The organism is Psychrobacillus sp. FSL H8-0487 (genome assembly GCF_038008385.1).
Classification (GTDB): Bacteria; Bacillota; Bacilli; order Bacillales_A; family Planococcaceae; genus Psychrobacillus; species Psychrobacillus psychrotolerans.
Genome location: NZ_JBBOZA010000001.1, coordinates 3,540,700 through 3,562,096, shown reverse-complemented (window position 1 = coordinate 3,562,096; position 21,397 = coordinate 3,540,700). Strand labels below are relative to the sequence as shown.

General features: G+C 35.9%; 23 protein-coding genes. 16 read left to right on the top strand and 7 right to left on the bottom strand.

From position 1 onward, the window contains the following. Positions 1 to 41 precede the first annotated feature (41 nt). Complete coding sequence (locus MHI47_RS18145) at positions 42 to 944, top strand: DMT family transporter (RefSeq protein ID WP_340831790.1); 903 nt, start codon at positions 42 to 44, stop codon at positions 942 to 944. A 66-nt stretch (positions 945 to 1,010) separates the two neighbouring features. Here the strand turns inward: MHI47_RS18145 and MHI47_RS18140 are convergent, their stop codons facing one another. The 3 genes from MHI47_RS18140 to MHI47_RS18130 form a co-directional block, all read right to left on the bottom strand. Continuing rightward, positions 1,011 to 1,976, bottom strand: coding sequence for a polysaccharide biosynthesis protein (locus MHI47_RS18140; protein ID WP_340832096.1), 966 nt, complete (start codon positions 1,974 to 1,976; stop codon positions 1,011 to 1,013). Positions 1,977 to 2,028: 52 nt separating this feature from the next. After that, on the bottom strand, positions 2,029 to 2,652 hold the full coding sequence (locus tag MHI47_RS18135) for a DUF1796 family putative cysteine peptidase (RefSeq protein WP_340763928.1): 624 nt from the start codon (positions 2,650 to 2,652) through the stop codon (positions 2,029 to 2,031). Positions 2,653 to 2,952: 300 nt separating this feature from the next. Next, positions 2,953 to 3,324, bottom strand: a complete 372-nt coding sequence (locus MHI47_RS18130) for a DUF4183 domain-containing protein (RefSeq protein WP_340831789.1) — start codon at positions 3,322 to 3,324, stop codon at positions 2,953 to 2,955. Positions 3,325 to 3,488: 164 nt separating this feature from the next. Between MHI47_RS18130 and MHI47_RS18125 the strand changes: the two genes are divergently transcribed. The 12 genes from MHI47_RS18125 (at position 3,489) to MHI47_RS18070 (ending at position 13,760) form a co-directional block, all read left to right on the top strand. After that, complete coding sequence (locus tag MHI47_RS18125; protein ID WP_340831787.1) at positions 3,489 to 3,848, top strand: DUF4183 domain-containing protein; 360 nt, start codon at positions 3,489 to 3,491, stop codon at positions 3,846 to 3,848. Between the two features lie 69 nt (positions 3,849 to 3,917). Next, a complete protein-coding gene (locus MHI47_RS18120; RefSeq protein ID WP_434092730.1) occupies positions 3,918 to 5,171 on the top strand; it encodes a glycosyltransferase family 4 protein in 1,254 nt (417 codons plus the stop codon). Positions 5,172 to 5,220: 49 nt separating this feature from the next. Next, positions 5,221 to 5,784 (top strand): hypothetical protein, encoded by a 564-nt coding sequence (locus MHI47_RS18115; RefSeq protein WP_340831786.1) that lies wholly within the window; start codon positions 5,221 to 5,223, stop codon positions 5,782 to 5,784. A 164-nt stretch (positions 5,785 to 5,948) separates the two neighbouring features. Next, a complete protein-coding gene (locus tag MHI47_RS18110) occupies positions 5,949 to 6,908 on the top strand; it encodes an NAD-dependent epimerase/dehydratase family protein (RefSeq protein WP_340831784.1) in 960 nt (319 codons plus the stop codon). Continuing rightward, positions 6,905 to 7,807, top strand: a complete 903-nt coding sequence (locus MHI47_RS18105; protein WP_340831783.1) for an NAD-dependent epimerase/dehydratase family protein — start codon at positions 6,905 to 6,907, stop codon at positions 7,805 to 7,807. The genes MHI47_RS18110 and MHI47_RS18105 overlap by 4 nt, the downstream gene beginning before the upstream one ends. A gap of 181 nt (positions 7,808 to 7,988) precedes the next feature. Next, complete coding sequence (locus MHI47_RS18100; RefSeq protein ID WP_340831781.1) at positions 7,989 to 8,510, top strand: tubby C-terminal domain-like protein; 522 nt, start codon at positions 7,989 to 7,991, stop codon at positions 8,508 to 8,510. A 133-nt stretch (positions 8,511 to 8,643) separates the two neighbouring features. Continuing rightward, positions 8,644 to 9,066: an organic hydroperoxide resistance protein gene (locus MHI47_RS18095; protein WP_093537408.1), complete on the top strand. Its 423-nt coding sequence runs from the start codon at positions 8,644 to 8,646 to the stop codon at positions 9,064 to 9,066. Between the two features lie 19 nt (positions 9,067 to 9,085). After that, positions 9,086 to 9,523, top strand: coding sequence for a MarR family winged helix-turn-helix transcriptional regulator (locus MHI47_RS18090; protein WP_093537409.1), 438 nt, complete (start codon positions 9,086 to 9,088; stop codon positions 9,521 to 9,523). 5 nt (positions 9,524 to 9,528) lie between these two features. Continuing rightward, positions 9,529 to 10,005, top strand: a complete 477-nt coding sequence (locus MHI47_RS18085) for a glutathione peroxidase (protein WP_340831780.1) — start codon at positions 9,529 to 9,531, stop codon at positions 10,003 to 10,005. Between the two features lie 65 nt (positions 10,006 to 10,070). After that, the gene (locus tag MHI47_RS18080; protein ID WP_340831778.1) at positions 10,071 to 10,448 is read left to right on the top strand and encodes a hypothetical protein; all 378 of its coding nucleotides are present in this window, start codon (positions 10,071 to 10,073) and stop codon (positions 10,446 to 10,448) included. 160 nt (positions 10,449 to 10,608) lie between these two features. Beyond that, complete coding sequence (locus MHI47_RS18075; RefSeq protein WP_245762704.1) at positions 10,609 to 11,994, top strand: MATE family efflux transporter; 1,386 nt, start codon at positions 10,609 to 10,611, stop codon at positions 11,992 to 11,994. 98 nt (positions 11,995 to 12,092) lie between these two features. Further along, positions 12,093 to 13,760, top strand: a complete 1,668-nt coding sequence (locus MHI47_RS18070) for a diguanylate cyclase domain-containing protein (RefSeq protein WP_340831776.1) — start codon at positions 12,093 to 12,095, stop codon at positions 13,758 to 13,760. A gap of 69 nt (positions 13,761 to 13,829) precedes the next feature. Here the strand turns inward: MHI47_RS18070 and MHI47_RS18065 are convergent, their stop codons facing one another. From MHI47_RS18065 to MHI47_RS18050, 4 genes are all read right to left on the bottom strand, one after another. Next, the gene (locus MHI47_RS18065) at positions 13,830 to 15,005 is read right to left on the bottom strand and encodes an aminotransferase class I/II-fold pyridoxal phosphate-dependent enzyme (protein WP_093537413.1); all 1,176 of its coding nucleotides are present in this window, start codon (positions 15,003 to 15,005) and stop codon (positions 13,830 to 13,832) included. Positions 15,006 to 15,269: 264 nt separating this feature from the next. Next, the gene (locus MHI47_RS18060; protein ID WP_340831774.1) at positions 15,270 to 15,968 is read right to left on the bottom strand and encodes an ABC transporter ATP-binding protein; all 699 of its coding nucleotides are present in this window, start codon (positions 15,966 to 15,968) and stop codon (positions 15,270 to 15,272) included. A 4-nt stretch (positions 15,969 to 15,972) separates the two neighbouring features. Beyond that, entirely contained in the window at positions 15,973 to 17,043 is a 1,071-nt protein-coding gene (locus tag MHI47_RS18055) for an ABC transporter permease (RefSeq protein WP_093537415.1), read from the bottom strand. A 124-nt stretch (positions 17,044 to 17,167) separates the two neighbouring features. Then, a complete protein-coding gene (locus tag MHI47_RS18050; protein ID WP_340831773.1) occupies positions 17,168 to 17,623 on the bottom strand; it encodes a hypothetical protein in 456 nt (151 codons plus the stop codon). Between the two features lie 154 nt (positions 17,624 to 17,777). Between MHI47_RS18050 and MHI47_RS18045 the strand changes: the two genes are divergently transcribed. From MHI47_RS18045 to MHI47_RS18035, 3 genes are all read left to right on the top strand, one after another. Beyond that, positions 17,778 to 18,680, top strand: a complete 903-nt coding sequence (locus tag MHI47_RS18045) for a MerR family transcriptional regulator (RefSeq protein WP_340831771.1) — start codon at positions 17,778 to 17,780, stop codon at positions 18,678 to 18,680. A gap of 205 nt (positions 18,681 to 18,885) precedes the next feature. Further along, positions 18,886 to 19,626 carry a gluconate 2-dehydrogenase subunit 3 family protein gene (locus MHI47_RS18040; protein ID WP_093537416.1) on the top strand — a complete coding sequence of 247 codons (741 nt, stop codon included), beginning with the start codon at positions 18,886 to 18,888 and terminating at the stop codon, positions 19,624 to 19,626. A gap of 23 nt (positions 19,627 to 19,649) precedes the next feature. Next, positions 19,650 to 21,362 (top strand): GMC family oxidoreductase, encoded by a 1,713-nt coding sequence (locus MHI47_RS18035; protein ID WP_340831769.1) that lies wholly within the window; start codon positions 19,650 to 19,652, stop codon positions 21,360 to 21,362. Positions 21,363 to 21,397: the final 35 nt, after the last annotated feature.

Here is a 21,397-nt window from a genome sequence, read left to right as displayed (position 1 = left end):
TAGTTTATAAGCAAAGAAAATTAATAGAACGGGGTAAGTTAGTGAATCAAGCAAATGCATCCAAATCAATTGTATTACCATTAATCATTTCCATAATAGCAATTTCATTTGCTGCTATTTTCGTCAAGTGGTCTCATGCGCCCGCAACTATATTAAGTATGTATCGCATGATTTTAGCGACCCTGCTATTACTGCCAGTTGTATGGATTAAAAGGGCAGAGTTTAAAAAACTAACAAACAGAGAATGGCTATTACTGTTTGTTGCAGGTATGTTCTTAGCTCTACATTTTGCACTATGGTTTGGTTCTTTAAAACTGACAACAGTTGCTAGCTCAACAATTATTTTGGCATTGCAGCCGATTATCGCGCTGGTTGGCGGTGTCATTTTGTTTAAAGAGAGAACTACGAAATCCGCACTTATGACCATGGGTATTGCTGTAATAGGAGCAGTGATGGTCGGATGGGGCGATTTTGGTCTAAGTAGAAATGCCATTCTTGGCGATATACTTTCTTTTCTAAGTGTGATTGCGGTTGTTGGATATTTATTGATCGGGCAAAAAGCAGTGAAAGTAGTTTCCCATTGGATTTATAGTTTCACTGTTTTTGGCTTTGCCGCTATTGCACTCATTGTCTATAACCTACTCGCAGGTGTTGTTATGGGAGGGTATGATTCAAGAGAATGGGGAATTTTTGTGTTGTTAGCGGTAGTACCGACTATTTCTCATTTGATAAACAATTGGTTGATGAATTATGTAACAGCTACTACGATATCTATGAGTATTTTAGGAGAGCCGGTAGGAGCAACTATCCTTGCTGCTATTTTCCTAGGAGAACGATTAGTAGGCTGGCAAATTGTTGGTGGTATTCTAGTGCTAGTCGGTGTGTTTTTGTTTATCCTACAGCAGATGAAAAGGTATCCTAAAAGTGAAATACAAAAAAACTAGACAATTTAGGCGAGTCTAGTTTTTTGTTATTTACTATTTTAAAGGCAATTTGAAATGTACTTTTACTTACTTTAGAAAGCCTCCTTCTACTAATAGTTCTTTAATTTCTTGTTTTGTCATTAAATTTAGTTTTGTATCTACTAGAATAGAAGGTATAGAAGAAGTTTTGCTGGTAGAGTTCACAGGGGCAATTTTTATCAGATCCTTGTTAAATACGGTGGCCATTGGTATTTCGTTTTCTGCTACTAATACTTCATGAGTCTTTTCTCCGACTCGAGCACCGGTTTCAATGATTTGAACATTTTTTTTGTTGTAATACTCGATGAGAACTTCTGCCAAGTCGAGTATATTACAAGCATTCATATGCATGACAAAAATTTCTCCTCCATTTCCCAACTCTGTAGCTTGAAGTAGCGTTTTAATCGCTTGTTTTGGTGTGACAAAATAACGTGTCATCTTTTTATCGGTTATCCGGATTTTGTTTTCTTCTTCTAGTTGTCTGATGAAAATTGGTAGTACGCTGCCGCTGCTTCCAAGCACATTCCCTCCTCGAATGCATAAGAACCTAGTGTGCGAACCTAATTCGTTTGCACCAAGAATCAGCTTTTCCCCAAGTGCTTTTGTCATTCCGTACGTATTAGCTGGATCTGCAGCTTTATCAGTAGAAATATAAATTACTTTTTTGACTTGGTTCTTAATGGAAGCTTCAATTACATTCTGTGTTCCGACTATATTTGTTTTAATAGCTTCTAAAGGATTTTCCTCACATACGGGGACATGTTTTAGTGCGGCTAAGTGAAAGACATAATCTACACCAGCACATACGGAAGATAGAGCGTTTTCGTCTCGTATATCCCCTATACTAAACTGTAATCTTGTATCTTCAAAGTTCTGGCGCATCATGACTTGTCTATTTTCGTTTCTTGAAAAAATAATAACTTTCCTAGGGTCAAGAAGAAGAAGTTGTGTGACTAGTTCAATTCCCCATGAGCCTGTCCCCCCGGTTATCAATATTGTTGCATTGGTAAACACCATTTTTCCTCCCTAATAATTGTTTGATTTTAGAGACGTTTTGTACATTAAGCTACGTACGCAAACGAATCCCGCTTAACACCTCCTCCCATAAGTCGTGATTTCCTTCCCATTTATCTTTATTAGGAAACTCAATCGAACAAACTTTTTCTAAAGGCCAACTTTTTTCTACAATTCCTTGTACATATGTGTGATTGATAAGTAGGATACTGAAGTCGTGTTTTACTATTCTGGAAAGCACGTCTTGTAAAACAGCTGCATCCTCGAGTGTACCTTCTGTTCGAACGAATAATATTCTTTTAGCATTTTCCATTTCTGAAAGAAAGCGTTGAATTCTTCGTTCATACTTCTCCATTACTTCTGCATAGCCGCCTAAATAAGTTAGTGTATTTTTTTCTCCATCAAAATCATGATTGGAAACAAAATTATAGCCATCATCTGAAACGCATATAAAATCATCGGCGTAACCGATCACACGTAGATTATCATATTCAAGGAAGCCTATAAAACGATTTTCTAATAGTTCATTTACCATAGATAGCTCAGGACTAGCCATCCAATCTAGTACGCCTGAGTATGGTCTCAAGTTGTGTTTTTTCAATTGTATAGATGCTAAGCAAAGGTCCCCAAGGCTAAATATGGCATCATATTCTCCTTTAAGTTGACTTAAATTCAATTATTTCACCTCCTTCATTCTCTAGCGTCAAGGCGTACATGCACCTTATTAATAGTTAATGCTAGAGAATGAAATAGAGCAGGGGCGAGTTTCCTATAAGTAGAAAATAATTTAAGGATAGATAATAAAGATTGCCTAGAGATTCCCCGAGATTATCTCACTAAGAAAATTAGTATTGTGTCTGTAATTGTCTTATCAATATCCGACTTTTATCAGTGATAGTCTATACTATTCTCGATTACAAGATTGCTGCGCGAAAAAATAGAGAAAGTACAAATAAAAAAAGACAGGTTTCCCTGTCTATTCTGATACTATCTCTGGATGAAAGTTGACCGTCTCCATAATAATGGGAGTACCTTTAGGGATTTCCGAATCATCAGGGAGAGAGAAAAGTAAGGAGCCTATTCCGTCTTCTCCGGCCGTATAAGAGAAATTTTCATCCATTTGTAGGACCCCATTTATATATACATTAAAGTAACTGTTGTTTAGATTTAGCACTGGCAACGATTGAGCTATTTCCCCCTGATCATTTAGAAAATCGGATGCATTAATCTTATGAGTGGTAACCTCTGTAATAGTTTCTGGTACCTCATGAAAGTAGCGTGCGACAGTAGGTGAAGTTGAAATCGTTTGTTTTGGCGTGATAGCTAATTTAACAATTTTTAAAGCCAAACGTGTTCCTCCTTTTCATTTCTCTTTCAACATATGACTAAAAGTCAGAGAGAGATATGGGCATTTGAGTATTTTTTCGGAAAATGAGAAGAAGGGCCTAATGTATACACATTTTTATTATTTCATGGATACACTAACTTTATTTATATGTTAGGAGGGAAGAAATGATAAACCAACCGTACGTCCCGCGGAAAGCGACTGCATACTTTTCGGAGCCTTTAATCATTCCTTTAAAAGTAAGTAAGTCAGAGTCCAAAGTAGTGAGCCATAGAACGGTTGTGACAACTGAATTTTTTGTATTATCGGATGGTGTGAAGAAAGTATATACCGAACAAGATGCTATTGCTGATTGTGGGCTTCAACAAATGATGAATCCAGCAAATGCGTCTTATATGAACCTTTTTATAAACGGGATTTTACAGCCGAAAATAAATTACCTAGTATCGGAAGGAAGACTTTTGTTATTGACGGAAGATGTACCTGAAAAGGGATGTCCAATTGTTCTTCAAATGATTCAAATTTAAAAGCCCACACCAATTGACATCAACGGCAATAAGTATAGAACATGCGGTTAAAACGGGGAGATGTATAATTTGAAAATCTTGCTAGCCACATATTGGCCTATTCCCCATTTAGGTGGAGTTTGGAACTATATGGTTCATTTGAAAAAGAAGTTGGAACAGCTTGGACATGAAGTAAATGTACTTGGTTATGATGAGGATAATTTGAATATCCATATGATAGGTTCCGATCAAAAGATTACTAGAGACAAGTTGTTGCCATTACTTCAAGCGAAGATAAATAAAGAAAATTATCCAGAAATTTATGAAAATAAATTAGTTGAATATACAGAGTTTCAACGATATATTTTCGAACTGGGAACAGCTTACTTTGGGTTAGATGATTATGATTTGATACACACACAAGATGTTATTTCTACAGCTTGTATCGATCGAATTCGACCTAAACATGTTCCGCTCGTTGCAACTTTACATGGTTCTGTCGCACATGAAATCCATCACCAACTAAACACCATTCACAAAACGCCCAATTCTTACATTGCTAGAGCGTATTACGATGACTTAGAAAAATTAGGAGCAAATACTGCGGAAATAACTGTTGTAGCGAACAATTGGTTGAAGAATATATTAATAGATGAATTTAAGGTAGCAGAGGAACAAATAAAAGTACTCCATTATGGTTTTGATACTGAAAGCTTTATTAAGCAAATGAAAGTGAAGTCTCTTATTACGCCACCAAAAAACAAAAAGGTGCTTATCTATACAGGAAGACTAATTGATCTAAAAGGAATTCAGTATTTGATAGATACTTTAGGGAAACTAAAAAAGGAACGACAAGATTGGGTTTGTTGGATAGTGGGGTCAGGGGATAGTGAATCTAAACTACGAGTTAAATGTAAGGTGCTTGGTTTAGATGATTACGTTCAATTTCTAGGGAAACGTGATGATATTCCAGCTTTATTAGGAAAGGCTGATATTTATATATTGCCAACATTGTTAGAAAATCAGCCATTGTCGTTAATCGAAGCGCAGATTGCTGGGAAAGCAACAATAGTCAGCGACGTTGGAGGTTTGCCTGAAATGGTCCAGCATAATGTAACGGGTATATTAACACCTCCTGGTGATTCTAATATGTTGTTTGAAAACATAAATTTACTTTTAGATAATGAGCAGTTGCGAAAGAAACTAGGAACAAATGCGAAAAAATGGGGTATGACACATTGGTCGATTGATCAAGGGGTAAAAAGTTTACTGGAAGTCTACAATGATGCCATTTCCATGAGGAAGAATGGTGAAGAAGATGTCCCGCATAATCCACTACATTAATCTTTTTTTTCTGGCCATATATTACAAGTGTCAGACTTGGTGGAGAGGGTTGTGGAACCATAAGAAATCGGTGACAGATTCGTCCATAAAAGAAGAAACCATTGTTTCATCAGAAAATTACAATTCTAGGTTTTCTAGTAATGGATTTAACTCAGAATTAGCTATTGTTAAAGAGGTATGGGATCAGATAGATAGTTCGATTCCAAATGAAACGCAATTTCCAAATCCTTCAACAATCAATTTGCTGAAACCGATGAAATCAGATTATTATAATTTGTTGTTTCCATATTCGCCAATAACTCCAAACTTATTTGTAGATCGGAGTGTATGGACAGATATACTGAGTAATTTGCCAGAGGGGTATGAGATTCCACCAACTGTAACCATAAAATTAATGAAACCTATGAGTAGTGAGTATTACGAGGATATTTTCTCTCCATTAGCAGGTAATTCTAAGACCTTTGTGGATAATCGTATCTGGGAAGAAATTATGAAAAATCTCCCCAGCTCTTATTTGATTCCTAGTACTAAAACAGATATAGGTATATGGGCAAAACGACATAATACGGCTGCACCGATTATTATGAAACATAATTTCAGCAATTCTTCTTAAAAAAATCTTGAGATGAATGATTCTTTAATGATTCATTCATTTTTTTGTTGCTTATCGAACGAATTGTCTAATCTGTTTTTGGACTTTCGCACTTTTTCAGGCACATGTCCCCATCTTTCTGTTCATCCTGCATATATTATGAAAAAGCCAAAAGGAGATTGAATATGAAAGTAATAGTTTCAGGGGGGGCGGGCTTCATAGGCTCTCATCTTGTTGATGCACTTATAGACAGAGGTATTGAGGTTCATATTATAGATAACTTGCTGTCTGGGCGGAAGGAAAATATCAATCCACAAGCACAATTACACGTCGTTGATATATGTAGCGAGGAAGCAAGTAAAGTCATTATGAATATCAGACCAGATGCGTTTTATCACTTAGCTGCACAAGCCGATGTGGGAAAATCTGTACAATACCCTAAGTATGATGGAAATATAAATATTATCGGCACTCTTAATGTACTAGAGGCTTGTCGTAGAGCAAAAGTGGGGAAATTTATATTTGCCAGCACCTCCGCTGTATACGGGAATTTAAACAATGAAATAATTTCAGAAGAAGAAATCACAGTTCCTGCTTCATTTTATGGTTTGTCCAAGTTAACTGCTGAGTCTTACATAAGGCTTTTCTACGAGCTCTATAGACAATCGTATACAATTTTAAGGTATGCCAATGTATACGGTCCGAGGCAACTTCCTAAAGGAGAAGGTGGGGTTGTTTCTGTATTTTTAGATCGACTTCAAAAAGGTGGACCTATCAATGTACATGGCGATGGACAGCAAACGAGAGATTTTATCTATGTAAAGGACATTGTTGCCGCCAATATTGCGGCATTGGAGTTAGGTGATCAAGAAACAATCCAGGTAAGTACCTCACAAAAGACTTCCATAAACGATATATTATCCTTATTAACAGAGATTCATGGAATATCCATTCAACGAGAGTTTACCGCACCGAGGGAAGGGGATATTAAACATAGTTGCTTGTGCAATGATAAAGCTAGAAATCTATTAAACTGGAATCCGTCATATACAATCGAGGATGGATTAAGAGAAACGTATACATTTAATAAGCAATTAGAAAGAGATATTTCTAGTGCATATTTTGAGAACGAGCTAATGGGATGACCAACCAGACGAAGTTATTAATAACAGGGGCCACAGGTTTTACAGGTATTCATGCCTGTCGTCATTTTCAACAAGCTGGCTACGAAGTAATTGGAGTTTCTAGAAAGCCATTTACTTTAGAAGGTAGTCAAATGCAAATCGAACCATGTGATCTAACAAATAAAAATGAAATAATGGACTTGATACAAAAGCACAATCCAGACAGAGTCCTCCATTTGGCAGGGCAAAACCATGTACCCTCATCCTGGACAAATCCAATCGCTTCTTTAGAAGTAAATACAATGTCCACAGCTTATTTACTGGAAGCGATTAGACACGAAATTCCTGAATGTAGGGTTGTAGTCGTAGGGTCTACTCTTCACTTTGATATAAATGATATTACAACTTTAGAACATCCATATAGCTTAAGTAAAACATTACAAACACTAGTAGCAAGGTCTTGGCAGTTATTATATGAAATGGATATCGTCATTGCGAATCCGTCAAATTTAATAGGTCCAGGAAAATCAAACGGGGTTTGCTCTATTTTAGCTAAAAAGGTTGCAGAAATGGAATTACTAGGGTCAGAAAAAGTTCTCAAGATAAACAATTTGTTGGCCCAACGCGATTTTCTAGATGTGCGTGATGCAGTTAGTGGATATGAAATTATTTTTAATAAAAGTCAATCTGGTAGTATGCATAATATAACCTCGGGACTGCCAAGATACCTAAAAGAAATTACTAGTAGTTTGCAGGCCATTTCTAGTGTTGAGTTCACAGTGGAGTCTATTGAAGATAAATTAGAAGAAAAAGAGATTATGCATTCTTCTAATCTTATAGTAGAAAATATGTCATCTTTTATCCCCTTCGATAAATCAATGGAAGATATTCTAAATTACCAGCGTAAATCGCTAGCATAGATGATAAAATCTATAAGTGCAGATAATGTTGTTGAATGCTCATGAGCTAATATGATTCATGAGCATTGCTTTGTTACATATAGATTCAGAAGGGCCTAAATCTATTAGACCTTAATAGGGATTTGTTTCCCGGGAAATAATTTAGTCGAGTTATGTAGTAATTTTCACAGGAGGAATAAACATGGCTAACTATACATACGAACAACCGGTTAATATTGCAGAGAATCCGAAAACCCCTGTTTACAATGAAAGAGGAGAAGTTGTTTTTATATTTCAACGATATTATTCTAATGGTTTAAAAAAACGGTTAGATAAAATAATGGATTACCGTTACTTTCTTATCTATAACGTTTACGATAGTAACGAGAATTTAATTTGCATGTGTAAAAAACTATCTCGAAAAGGTAGGGTTTATTTTGAGGTTTATGACTATATTAACGAGAATAAATACTTAGTTGCTTATGATAAATGGAAAGAGCTCGTTCCAGACTTACTAATATCAGATGGTAATGTACAGATAAAATTGGATAAGGAAATGGAAGACTGGTCTAAGTTTATCTATAATGATAGTGAGATCGCGAAGTGGAAGGCAGAGCTTAATGATTTATTTAAAATTCAGCTTGAAGTGAATGATAACTCCCCTGTAAATAATGTCGGATTTTTTATCGCGATTAGTCAGTGTGTATTGTTTATAGGTTCTTAAATAAAAGTGTGTGGAATTTTCTGATGGAAAATTTCATACACTTTTTTGTAATGCATATTATTTTACATCGTACACGATATAGTTTAATCTGATAATTAGATGGAACGCAATACAAACTAGAGGAGGAAAGAATATGAAAACATTATACGAAACAACTATTGTAAATACTGGTGGACGACAAGGTGAGGTACATTCATTAGATAATATATTTTATTTGGACATTGCTAAACCACAAGCTTTAGGCGGGGAAGCGACTACAGCATCAAATCCAGAACAACTTTTTGCTGCGGGATACAGTTCTTGCTTTAACAGTGCTTTAGAGCTTGTGTTAGAACAGGATAAAGTAAAAGTAGAAAAAAGTGAAGTTACTGCTACTATTTCATTGATCGCGGACAAAGAAAACGGCGGAGTGAAATTAGCTGCGAAGCTAGAAGTAGAGATTTTTGGGTTAGACGATCATGAGTTGAAAGAAAAGTATGTGAAAAAAGCGCATGATTACTGCCCATATTCAAAAGCAGTAAAAAATTCTATTGATGTAGAAATAATCGTAAAATAATAATTTAGGTGTGATTTTCATGAACAATCCTTCCAAGTTGGAACAGCAGCTATGCTTCGAGGTTTATAAAGCATCTAGTAACTTTTCTAAATTGTATGCACGAACTTTGGAGCCATTCCATTTAACATTCTCTCAATATCTAGTATTGCTCACGTTATGGGAACAGAATAACTTGTTAGTGAAGGATATCGGAAATCAATTAGGTCTAGGAATTGGAACCTTAAATCCAATTATTAACCGAATGATTGCAAATGGATGGCTTAACAAAGAGCAGTCTGACAAGGATAAACGAGCATTCGTCATTTCATTGACAGAAAAGGCATTAGAGCAAGAAAAACCAATCGAACGGGCAATTATTAGTAAAATTACTAGCTGCAATTATTTAGATATTAACGCCAAGACTTTAATGACTAACCTTAAAGAGTTAAATGCATTTCTAAATCAACTTAAGGAGTGAGTAATTTGAGTATCTATGATATTAAAGTGAAAAAATCGGACGGCCAAGAGTACGAATTAAATGAGTATAAGGGAAAACCAATGCTTATCGTAAACACAGCAACTAAATGTGGATTAAGCGGTCAGTTTGATGGACTTGAAAAAATATATAATGAGTATAAAGAAGAAGGGCTTGTTGTTTTAGGATTCCCGTCGAATCAATTTAAACAAGAGTTAGGTAACGCGGAAGAAGCCGAGCAGGCATGTCGAATGAGCTATGGTGTTACATTTCCAATGCATGAAATGACTAAGTTAAATGGTAAAGAAGCGCACCCGCTATTTCAACATTTAACATCTAATAGTAAAGGGATATTGTCAAAAAACATCAAATGGAATTTTACTAAATTTCTTGTCGATAAAAATGGTAATATCATAAAAAGATATGCACCAACGGATAGTCCGGAATCAATAAAAGCCGACATTGCAAAAGTAGTTGCTGAATAACCCTCAACAAAATAAGACTCCATTTAACTTTTTATGTTTAATCTTGAGAGAAAAAAGGAATAATAGTGAAAAAGATGAAATGGGGAAAACCTATGGGGAGATTAGTAGAGAAAGAACAGATTCTTTTAGCTTACTATGTTTGTAATTTTTTGGAAAAAAACGATAAAAATGCTGACGAATTAGGGGAAGTTTTAACAAAGGCATTAGGAGATAATTTGGCTAGTATTCAGGAAGCACTAAACAACAAAGGTTTGCTGAGTGACCATGACCAAATGATTACTAATGAAGGAATATTATATATAGACAATATTTTACACATCCAATCTGATGCTGTAGAGCGAAATAAATTAGCTTATGTAAAGGATAATCTTTTGACATATGAAATAGAGTTATCTGTTCCAGAGATTAAAGAGTATATTCATAAACATATAGGGATTGAATAATAGATAATTGCACGTTTGACTTCCTCAATAGTCAAACGTGTATTTTTGTATGAAGGATCAGGAGAAATTTAGTATTAAGTCAATAAAACCAATAGGAGAAAATCAGTTTCTATGGTAAGATTCTTCTTATTAAAAATTTCAGGATAAAGAAGGAGTAGCAGTGGTAGTCACTAAAAAGAACAATTTAGGGGAAAAGTTAAGCTTATTTACTTTGACTTGGCCGATATTTTTAGAAGTATTTTTATTTATGTTAATGGGAATAGCCGATACTTTTATGCTCAGTGCACTCTCGGATGATGCAGTATCAGGAGTGGGAGCGGCAAATCAGTATATTCACATAGCAATATTGGTTTTAGAAGTTGTCGGTAATGGTGCGGCGATTGTTGTTTCTCAATATCTAGGGTCGAAACGTTATGTAGAAGCATCAAAGATATCAGGTTTGGCAGTGACATTAAATTTATGTGTCGGAGTAATCCTGAGTATTGGCTTTGTTCTATTTTCCAAAAAAATGATGGTTGCGATGAATTTGCAAGGCGATGTTTTAGCACACGCAAATCAATATTTGACAATTGTTGGTGGAGCAATTTTTTTACAAGCCATTATTAATGCTCTCGCAGCTATTATTCGTGTACATGGATATACAAAACAGACCATGCTTGTTTCTCTTGGTATGAATGTTTTTCATGTAATAGGAAATTACGCATTAATTTTCGGGAAATTTGGTTTTCCAGAACTAGGAGTACAAGGTGCGGCTATTTCATCTGTATTAAGTCGTTTTCTAGCTTTGCTTGTCTTTTTCTGGTTGCTTTATCGGGTAATGGAGTACCGTGTGCAAGTGCATTATTATTTCACTCTGTCGAAAGAATATATTGCAAAAATTTTACGGATCGGTCTTCCGTCTGCATTTGAGCAGATTTTGTATCAGGGTTGTCAAATTGTGTTCCTGTACTATGTGACCTATTTAGGAGCCGAATCATTGGCTGCAAGACAATATGCAGTAAATATATCGATGTTCACATACTTGTTTGCAATTGCTATTGGAATGGGAACAGCAATTATCGTCGGGCGACTTGTAGGTGCAAGTGAAAAAGAGGAAGCATATAAGTCCGTCTGGTTTAGTGTGAAATGGGCAGTTATTTTTACAGTAACAATGGTGACGATTGTCATAGTATTACGCTATCCATTAATGGGATTATTCACTGACAATAAAGAAATAATTGAGATAGGTGCATCTGTACTATTATTAAGTTTTCTTTTAGAAACTGGTCGGACGATAAATATAGTCATTATCAATTCTTTACGTGCAGCAGGTGATGCAACTTTCCCTGTATTTGTGGGAGCCTTGTCAATGGTAATGATGAGTTTACCGTTAGGATACTTTTTAATATTTGTACTCGATCTAGGGTTAGTTGGAGTTTGGTTAGCCATAGCAGCAGATGAATGGACCCGCGCTACAATTATGTTCTTTAGATGGAAAAGCAGACGTTGGGAAAAGTTTGCGCTTATACAACCTTCAAAAGGGGAAGACAGACCAAGAGGTAGCTAGATAATTTCCTATCTGGCTCATTCTTGGTCTATTTTTCCATTCAATAAGCTTAGTAGTGTATATTTAAATATAAATATTGTATTAAGAGGTGAATGAACATGGCGAATGAAAATCTATCATTAGTTAAAGCGCTTATGTATGGAATTCCAGAAATGGTCTTTATATTGAGGGTAGAAGAAAAAAAACAATTTATATGTGAGTTTTTAAATACATCTTTGAAAAATAGATTGAACCTAACTCATGAAGCAGTTGGAAAATCGTTACATGGCATTCTCTCTGAAGAACCTGCAAACAAGCTACAAAAGGAATGTATGGAAGTAATCAAGAAGAAGAAAATTCACTTGTTTGAGGAATATATTAAGATTAAAACGGGTGACAGAATTTATGTTGAGATAACTTTAACACCAATCCTAAATGAGGATGAAGTATGTACGCATATCGTGGCTCTAGCAAAGGACATAACAACTGAGAGATTAATAGAAATCGAAAAGGTGAAAAGTCAAAGTCAGTTGGCAGCAACAGAGTCCGAATATAGATCTCTCTATGACCATAATCCCGATGCTATATTTAAAATTGATTTGGAAGGATATATAACTAGTGGAAATCGTGCACTGGAACAATTGAGTGGTTATACAGTGAACGAACTTATTGGAGAATTTTTTATCGACTTTGTAGAAACAAAAGACAAAGAAGAAGCGAAAAAATGTCTTGCTCAAGCATTAAACGGTGAACTGAGGGACTATCGGTTAAACTTTTTAGGCAAATCGGGAACTTTAATGGGATGCTTAGTAAAACTAACTCCAATTATATTAGACGGACGGCAAACGGGCATTTTCGTCGGAGTAAAAGATATGAGAGAGTTAGACAAGCTTGCAAGCAAATATATTGATAGTGAAGAAAAGTTTCGTATTATAGCAGAAAATGTACAAGACGTTATTATTTTATTGAACGATAAGCAAGAGTATTTATATGTCTCACCTTCTGGCAAAGAAATATTTGAATATGACCAACAAATTGGGGAAAAGCATCCGTTTTTGAATATACATCCAGGTGATGTAGTGCTTTTAGAAGACCGTTTTCAACAAGCTATTAAAGACAAGAAATCTTACAAAGTTGAGCTAAAAGCGATGCATGTAAATAAGGGGTGGATATGGACGGAACTAAATGGTACCCCGGTATTTGATGACAGTGGCAAGTTTAAATACATGCTACTAATTGCTCGTGATATTTCGTTGCAAAAAGAGAATGTAGACCAATTAGAGTATTATGCCTACCATGATTCTTTAACAGGATTACCAAACAGGCGTTATTTTACAAATCGCCTTCAGGAAATTTTAGAGCAAGAAGAAAAAACGGGTGAAGGCTTTGCGGTAATCCTTCTAGACATTGATGACTTTAAACAAATCAACGATAACTTTGGACATGAAACAGGAGACGATGTTATTCAAGAGTTTGGTAGCAGGTTAAGGGAAGTCATAGATTCCGAAGATTTTGTAGCGAGATTAGGGGGAGATGAATTTATCGCCTTAATCGCCAATATCCACGAGGAAGGTCAAATCTTGGAAAAGGTAGAAAATATTCAGCAAGCTATCCAGGCTTCTTGGTCAATCAATGATTATGCATTGAATATCTCTGCAAGTATTGGTATTGCATTTTCTTCTATAAGTGGTTCTACAGCTACATCCGTTTTTAAAGAAGCGGATAAGGCTATGTATGATGCTAAAAATTCCGGAAAAAATTTAGTTCGTTTTAATCATCCCAACTAAAAAGCAATCTCAAGTCGTGGAATGACTAGAGATTGCTTTTTTATTTTTTAGATTCAAAAACGAAGATATTCAGCAAATTGAAAGTACCTTTAACTTCTTTAATTGTTCCACTGCTAGCTTCAGTATATTAATATCTTGTACTAATGCAATGCGAACATAACCAGCACCAGCGGATCCAAAAACAGTGCCTGGTACCATTACAACACCAGTTTGATCGATTACTTCAAATACAAAATCTTTGTCATTCATTTCATAGGGATATTTTGCCCAAACGAACATCCCTCCAGTAGAAGGTGCAACCTTCCAACCCAGATCAGTTAAAGCCTGGGTTAGGAAATGATATCTCTCGGAAAATATCTTACGTAGTCGATCTGTTATTTCCTCTGCGTGATTTAAGACAACAATACCAGCTTCTTGAATAGGGCCGTAAATCCCAAAGTCTAAATTCGACTTTAATTGTTTCATAATATTAATCATCTCTTCATTTCCTGCAATATAAGCAATGCGTGTTCCTGCTAGACTAAAGCTCTTCGATAAAGAGTTAATCTCCATACCTACTTCTAGAGCTCCTGGTGTTGAGAGGAAACTGTTCGGTGCATCGCCAGTAAAATAGAATTCTGAATAAGCCGCATCATGCAAAATAATAATATTGTACTTATTAGCAAAAGCTACGACTCTCTCAAAGAAAATCGGATCAGGCATTGCTGGAACCGGATTTCCAGGTAAATTCAATATCATTAGTTTTGCCTTTACCGCAACTTCTTCTGGTATTGCATCTAGATTAGGTAAAAAATTGTTTTCTTCTAATAGCTCCATATAATAGGGTTTAGCACCGGCAAGTTTAATGCCAGCATCATAGGCTACATATCCAGGATTTGTCGTAAGAATGATATCTCCTTCATCGCAAAAGGCAATTGGTAGATGAACGAGTCCTTCTTGGGAACCCATTGTTTGAACAATTTGCGTCTCTGGATTTAAGATAACATTGGAACGACGCTTATAATAATCTGCAACAGCTTCATTGAAACGTTTAGTTCCGGTAAGTGTATAACCGTATGAATCCGTTGCAAAGCTAAGATCTGATAATACTTTTCTAGCACGTTCATCTGGTGGAAGGTCAGGGCTGCCTAAGCTTAAATCATATAAGTCAAAACCTTGAGCTTGCTTTGCAGCAGCTGCGGCTTTCAAATCTCCAAAAATAGCTTTTTCAAATAACGACATTTTAGTAGATGGTTGAACTTTCAATATAAGCACTCCTAACTCATTAATAAAATTTTATGTTTTATGATATCACAATTTTCAATATAATTGTGATAAAGATGAATGCGATATATTACAAATGGTAAAAAAAGAAGAGTCCCACGATTTGTCACCTCAACCAAAGGTATCAAATTCAAGATAAAAAGGAGTATTGGTTGTGACGGGTGTCACAGCCAATACTCCTAGAAATTCGGTAGTCTTATAGTGGGGATTCCATCCAGATTCGAAAGCGATAGAAAAGGCTTTTCTTTAAAGGATTGCTTGCGATTTTTTAGATGTTTCCTTCGATTTTAGTACACCATCCGTCATTTCATAAACCTTATCGCAATACTCTATTAGACGAGTATCATGCGTCACGACGATTGTTGTTGTTTTATTTTGTGTTGTTTCTTTTTTCAATAATTCCATCACTTCATAAGCCTTCTCCGAATCTAGAGATGCGGTAGGCTCATCTGCGAGGAGAATGGAAGGTTTGCTATATAAGGCTTTAGCAATAGCAACACGTTGACGTTCACCACCAGATAAATCAGCAGGATATTTTTTGCGTAATTCTTTTATGCCAAGATTATCGTATAACGCATTCAATTCCTCTTTGCTCATATTATCTTTTTTTACATTATCTAATAATTTCATTTGATTATCGACATTTAAAAATGGTACAAGATTAGACGCTTGCAAGATAAAACCTATTTCTTTTAGTCTAATTTTGGAGCGTTGTTTTTCATTTAAATCCGCAAGATCCTTGTTATTTACTAATATTGCTCCACTTGTGGGAGTTTGTAGTCCACCTGCAACTGTTAAAAAGGTACTTTTCCCTGATCCTGAAGGACCAATGACTGCTATTAACTCTCCTGGTTCAGCAGAAAAATTCGTTTCTTTTAAAGCATCTACCTTCATATGTCCACTGCCAAATGATTTTTTTACATTATTAAGTTCTAAAATAGCCAATTCATTAACCTCCTATCGCTTTAAGCGGATCAATTTTTACGATTGTTAACACGGAGAATACAGCTCCAAGAATTGCCACGACTATTAATATTACTCCGTAAATAATCATGGTTGGAATATCAAATGCGACCGGAACAGCACTAGGTAAGAATTCTCCAGAAATTAGAGTTAGAGCAAAGCCAACAACTACACCAATGAAGGCCAATAAGAATGTTTGGGCAATTACCGAACGAGATAAATAGCCGTTGGAAATACCTTGTGCTTTCATAACTCCGAACATACTAATCTTCTGAACTGTTAATACATAAAGGAAGATTGCCACTATAACAGACGAAATCCCAAATAAGAAATAAATCATAAAGTTTAAAGTTAAGGCTTGTTCTGTATAACCGGGAAGGTTTTCTATAAACTCTTCTACTTCAATAACCTCTAAATCTTCATTCGATGTTGAGATGGAAGAGAAGTCGTCACCACGAACAACGATCCCATTTATTTGTGTTTCATTTTCTGCGGCGCCTTCACCGAACTTGACCTTTTGGAAAGTAGTTACATCCCCGTAAAGGACTGGAGCGGCATTGAAACGTGCGCTATCTGTAAATCCTACAATGGTTAACTTTTCATCAGTAGAGGATAGTTCAAGTTCATCACCCAGTTTAAATCCGTCCTCTTTAAGCGTATCGCTAGCAATCACTTCGTTGTCGCCTGCAAACTTTTCACCCTCTGTTACTTTGGGCATTATAAATTCTTCCGAATCAATACCGAAAAGAGCGATATTTTGTTTTGCATCGCCATTTCTAGCGATTGAATTTAACTGTCCAAGAGTGGCAGTGTCATTGTCCTTAATGTTATCCGCTTCTTCGGTAGTTAGAGAAGATTGAGGTAAACTTTTATCGGACTCCTCGGTTAATACGATTGCCGTAGCATCCCATTTGTCTACGGCTTCTCTATTTAGACTAGCTAAGCCTGTTGCTAAACCAGATAAGAAAAATACTAAATAGGATACTAGCATTAATACTCCAACGATTAATGCAAATCGAAGTTTGTTCTTTTTAATTTCATTCCACGCTAAAAACATACTTTGTCACATCCTGTAGGTTAATTTGATAAATGAATCATAACATATTAATTTAATTTTGTCTAACCTTTGTCTAATCTTTTTTAGTTAAATAAAAAAGCAGATAATGCCTCTGCACACGAGGTTATCTGCTCCAGTACCTGCTTGACAATAAAATACCCAGAATAGAACCATACAAAACATGTCCTACCATCCAATAAATAAAAGATGGAAGGCTACTGATGGGTGGAGTTCTTTCCGATAAAATAGTAGTTGGAAAGTATAAACCTCCAATGATAAAACTAACAAAGACGCAGAGGGCTATAATTGTAATAGCAGATATCGTTGGAAGTTGCCGTATTATCAATATTAAAACAATAGAAAGTACTACAGAAACAATCAAATGAAATATAACTTCGACTACTTCCGGAAACTTAAAATCATTTAAAATAGGGATGTAGTCAATGTTTAATAGTAAGGTATAAACTTTATAACCCGTCATGAATTGAATTACTTTTAAAAATAAGGTTAATACTAAGCCTGCAATCATTCCGTATATAGCAGCTCTTAGTAAGAATTTATTGTGAGTGTGTAAATTCATTACAGTTCACGTCCTTGTAAAATAGTTTATTATTCTATTCGTCAAATCATTGTATAGTGTTTGTCTATTGTGTGTTATACTGTTTTTTATTATAATGTAGCATATATACATTATTAATAGATACAAATTAATGGCAAGAGAGGGGGTAACATTTGTGAGCCAAACAGGGATGACTGGAATATATACGATCCAACAAGTTTCTAATGTCACGGGTTTGTCTAAACAAGTTATCCGTAAGTGGGAAGAGCGTTATGAATTTATACAACCTGAACGATTAGAAAACGGATATAGAGTATATAGCGAAAAGGATGTAAATGCATTATTACGAGTTAAGCTTCTCTCAGAAAAAGGCTACTCTATCAAGCAAGCTGTGGATATGTTAGAAAAAGAACCGGAGCAAACAGAGTCACTCTTCTTAGAGGAACCATCTGACTATAAAAAATTTAATGATTATGTGATTCAGTTACTGGAAAAAGGTACTTATTGTGATGAAGTCGAGATAAACCTAATACTGCAGCAGGCTTATCATCATTTAGGATTAGAGTTATTCATTAGTAAGGTCATTATTCCTTTTTTACAAGAAGTAGGGGATAGATGGGAAAGAGATGAGTGGGACGAATACCAAGAGGCAGTTTCTAGTATGAGTGTTCGTGATTATTTGATACAAATAAGAAAAACGTTTCAATTAAGAGATGATGCACCTTTAGTTATTGGTGCATGCTTACCGGATGAGCATCATGAGCTGCCTATGCATATAGTATTGCTTCAGTTCATGCTAAGAGGTTGGAAAACTGTATTAGTTGGTGCTTCACCAGCGCCAGGTGCAATAGAGTCATTAGTCCAAAAGTTAAAGCCTAAATTAGTGTTACTATCTGCTTCAACTACTTTGCCATTTGAAAAAGATCCTAAGTTAATCCGAAGGCTCGATCATTTTGCAAGTGAACAGGAACATGTTACCTTCTATTTAGGGGGAATGGGTTCTCATATGTATTTAAAAGAAAAAAAATTAAAATCTATTCACTTAAGTGAAGATTTGGAAGAAATTCTAAAAAAATAATAAACGTTACTAACTCCTCAGAAGAGAGTTAGTGACGTTTTTTTTGTATGTATTTAGTAACATGGAAATTTGCCGATGTGGTCGAGTGATATAGGAAATTTACTAGATCAATATCTGAGTATGTAATGTTTAGAAATTTATAAACTTGTATATCCTTTTGTAAGCAGTTACTAGTAAGATCATTATCTTGGAGGAGTCAGTGAAAATGACAGAAAAACCAAAAAACTATTCAAGAAGAGACTTTCTTAAGACTACAGGAATTGCAACTGGTGCATTAATAGGTGGCGGGTTAATAGGTGGGTTAGTTGGGTTAAATGTCGATAAGGATGATCAGCATGTATCTGATACAGGCAATACCAATCATGAAATGGGCACTAATGGGGGATTTCAGTTCTTTCAAAATCAAAGAGAATTTAATGTAATCTCGAATGCAACGGAACGTATCTTTCCAAAGGATGATATAGGGCCGGGGGCAATAGATTTAGGGGTCCCTTATTTTATTGATCGTCAGCTGGCGGGACAATATGGAAGTAATACGAAAGAATACATGCAAGGACCGTTTGCTGTAGGTGCTAAAACTCAAGGTTATCAGAGTCGATTGACAAGAGCGTCTATTTTTAGACAGGGAATTGCCGTATTGGATGAAGAAGCGAACAAACGATTTGAAAAAGGGTTTTCCAGTATAGAAGCTGAGCAAATGGATGAAATATTAACAGCTTTTCAAAATGATGAAATTCCCATGACAGGAGTTACTTCCGCATTTTTCTTCCGTCTACTTCGCACGGCCACATTGGAGGGTGCTTATGCAGATCCAATGTATGGTGGAAATCGAAATATGGATGGCTGGAAGATGAAAGAGTTTCCTGGTCACCAAATGTCCTATATTAACGTAATTGATAAGGAAAAGTTCCAAAAAATTGCACCACAACCACTTGGTGGAATGTAAAGGAAAGTAGAGGGATAAAATTTATGGCTACAACATTATCAAAAGTTGACGTGGTTGTCGTTGGTTTGGGTTGGACCGGAGGAATCATCGCAGCTGAATGTGCAAAAGCCGGTTTGAAGGTAATTGGTTTAGAAAGAGGAAGAAAACGCGGTACAGAAGACTTTCAGCAAATACATGACGAATATAGATATGCCGTTCGTTACGAGCTAATGCAGGACGTAGCAAAAGAGACCATTACTATTCGCAATAACCGTAAGATGCCAGCGTTGCCGATGAGGCAGATGAGCTCATTCCTACTCGGTGATGGGTTAGGTGGTTCGGGAACACATTGGAATGGTCATACATGGAGGTTCTATCCATATGATTTTCAAATTAAAACAATGACAGATGAAAAATATGGTCCAAACAAATTGTCTAGTGATTATTTGCTTCAAGATTGGGGCGTTACTTATGATGAAATGGAACCTTATTTTTATAAATATGATCAGACCGCTGGAATCTCTGGAGAAGATAAAAATCCTTTTTGGGGGAAGAGAGCGCAGGATTTCCCTACCCCTCCTATGAAAAGAACGCCTATTTTGAAAAAGTTTGAAGGGGCAACCCAATCACTAGGGTATTCTCCGTTTATGCTCCCATCAGCTAATTTATCAGAAGCTTACACAAACCCCGATGGAGAAGTCATAAATGCTTGTCAATACTGTGGTTTTTGTGAACGATTTGGCTGTGAATATGGAGCAAAAACATCGCCGGAAATAACCGTTATTCCGACCGCAATCAAAACCGGTAATTTTGAGACAAAATTTCATGCAAATGTTGTAGAGGTCATAAAAAGCGGAAATAAGGTTACCGGTGTAAGGTATTTGGACACGGAGTCTGGAGAAGAGTTTATCCAAGAAGCTGAAGTAGTTGTTCTAGCAAGTTACGTTATGAATAACGCTAAGTTGCTTATGGTATCTAATATTGGTCAACAATATGACCCGGAAACTGGTAAGGGAACGCTTGGTAAAAATTATTGTTATCAAATATTACCTGGTGCAAATGGATACTTTGAAGAACAAATGAACACCTTTATGGGGGCTGGTGCCCTTGGAATGACAATTGATGACTTTAACGCAGATAATTTTGATCATAGTGACTTAGATTTTATACATGGTGGTAGTATTTCCATAACGCAAACTGGATATAGACCTATTGAAACAAATCCGATACAACAAGGGACACCAACTTGGGGAGCAGAGTTCAAGAAAAATTCTATCTACAATTACACACGGTCTTTATCCATCGGAACTCAGGGTGCATCGATGCCCCATAAGGAGAACTATCTATCCCTAGACACTAAATATAAGGATGTCTATGGTCTTCCACTCTTACAAATGACCTATAATTTTACAGATCAGGATAGAGCATTGCATAAGTTTATTACAGAAAAAACTGTAAATATCATGAAGGAAATGGGAGCAAAAACGGTAGAAGGAAAAGCACCTATAACTGATTATGATATTGTAGGTTATCAAACGACTCATAATACGGGTGGGACTATTATGGGAGCTAGTCCAGAAAATAGTGTAGTAAATCCTTTTTTACAACATTGGGATGCAGAAAACTTGTTTGTAGTAGGAGCTGGGAACTTTCCGCATAATGGGGGTTACAATCCTACAGGAACAGTTGCAGCTCTGGCTTATAGAAGTGCAGAAGGAATTATTAAATATAGTAAATCGGGTGGCTCGCTCGTATAGTATGTAATATCAGAACCCATTCATATAAAGAAACC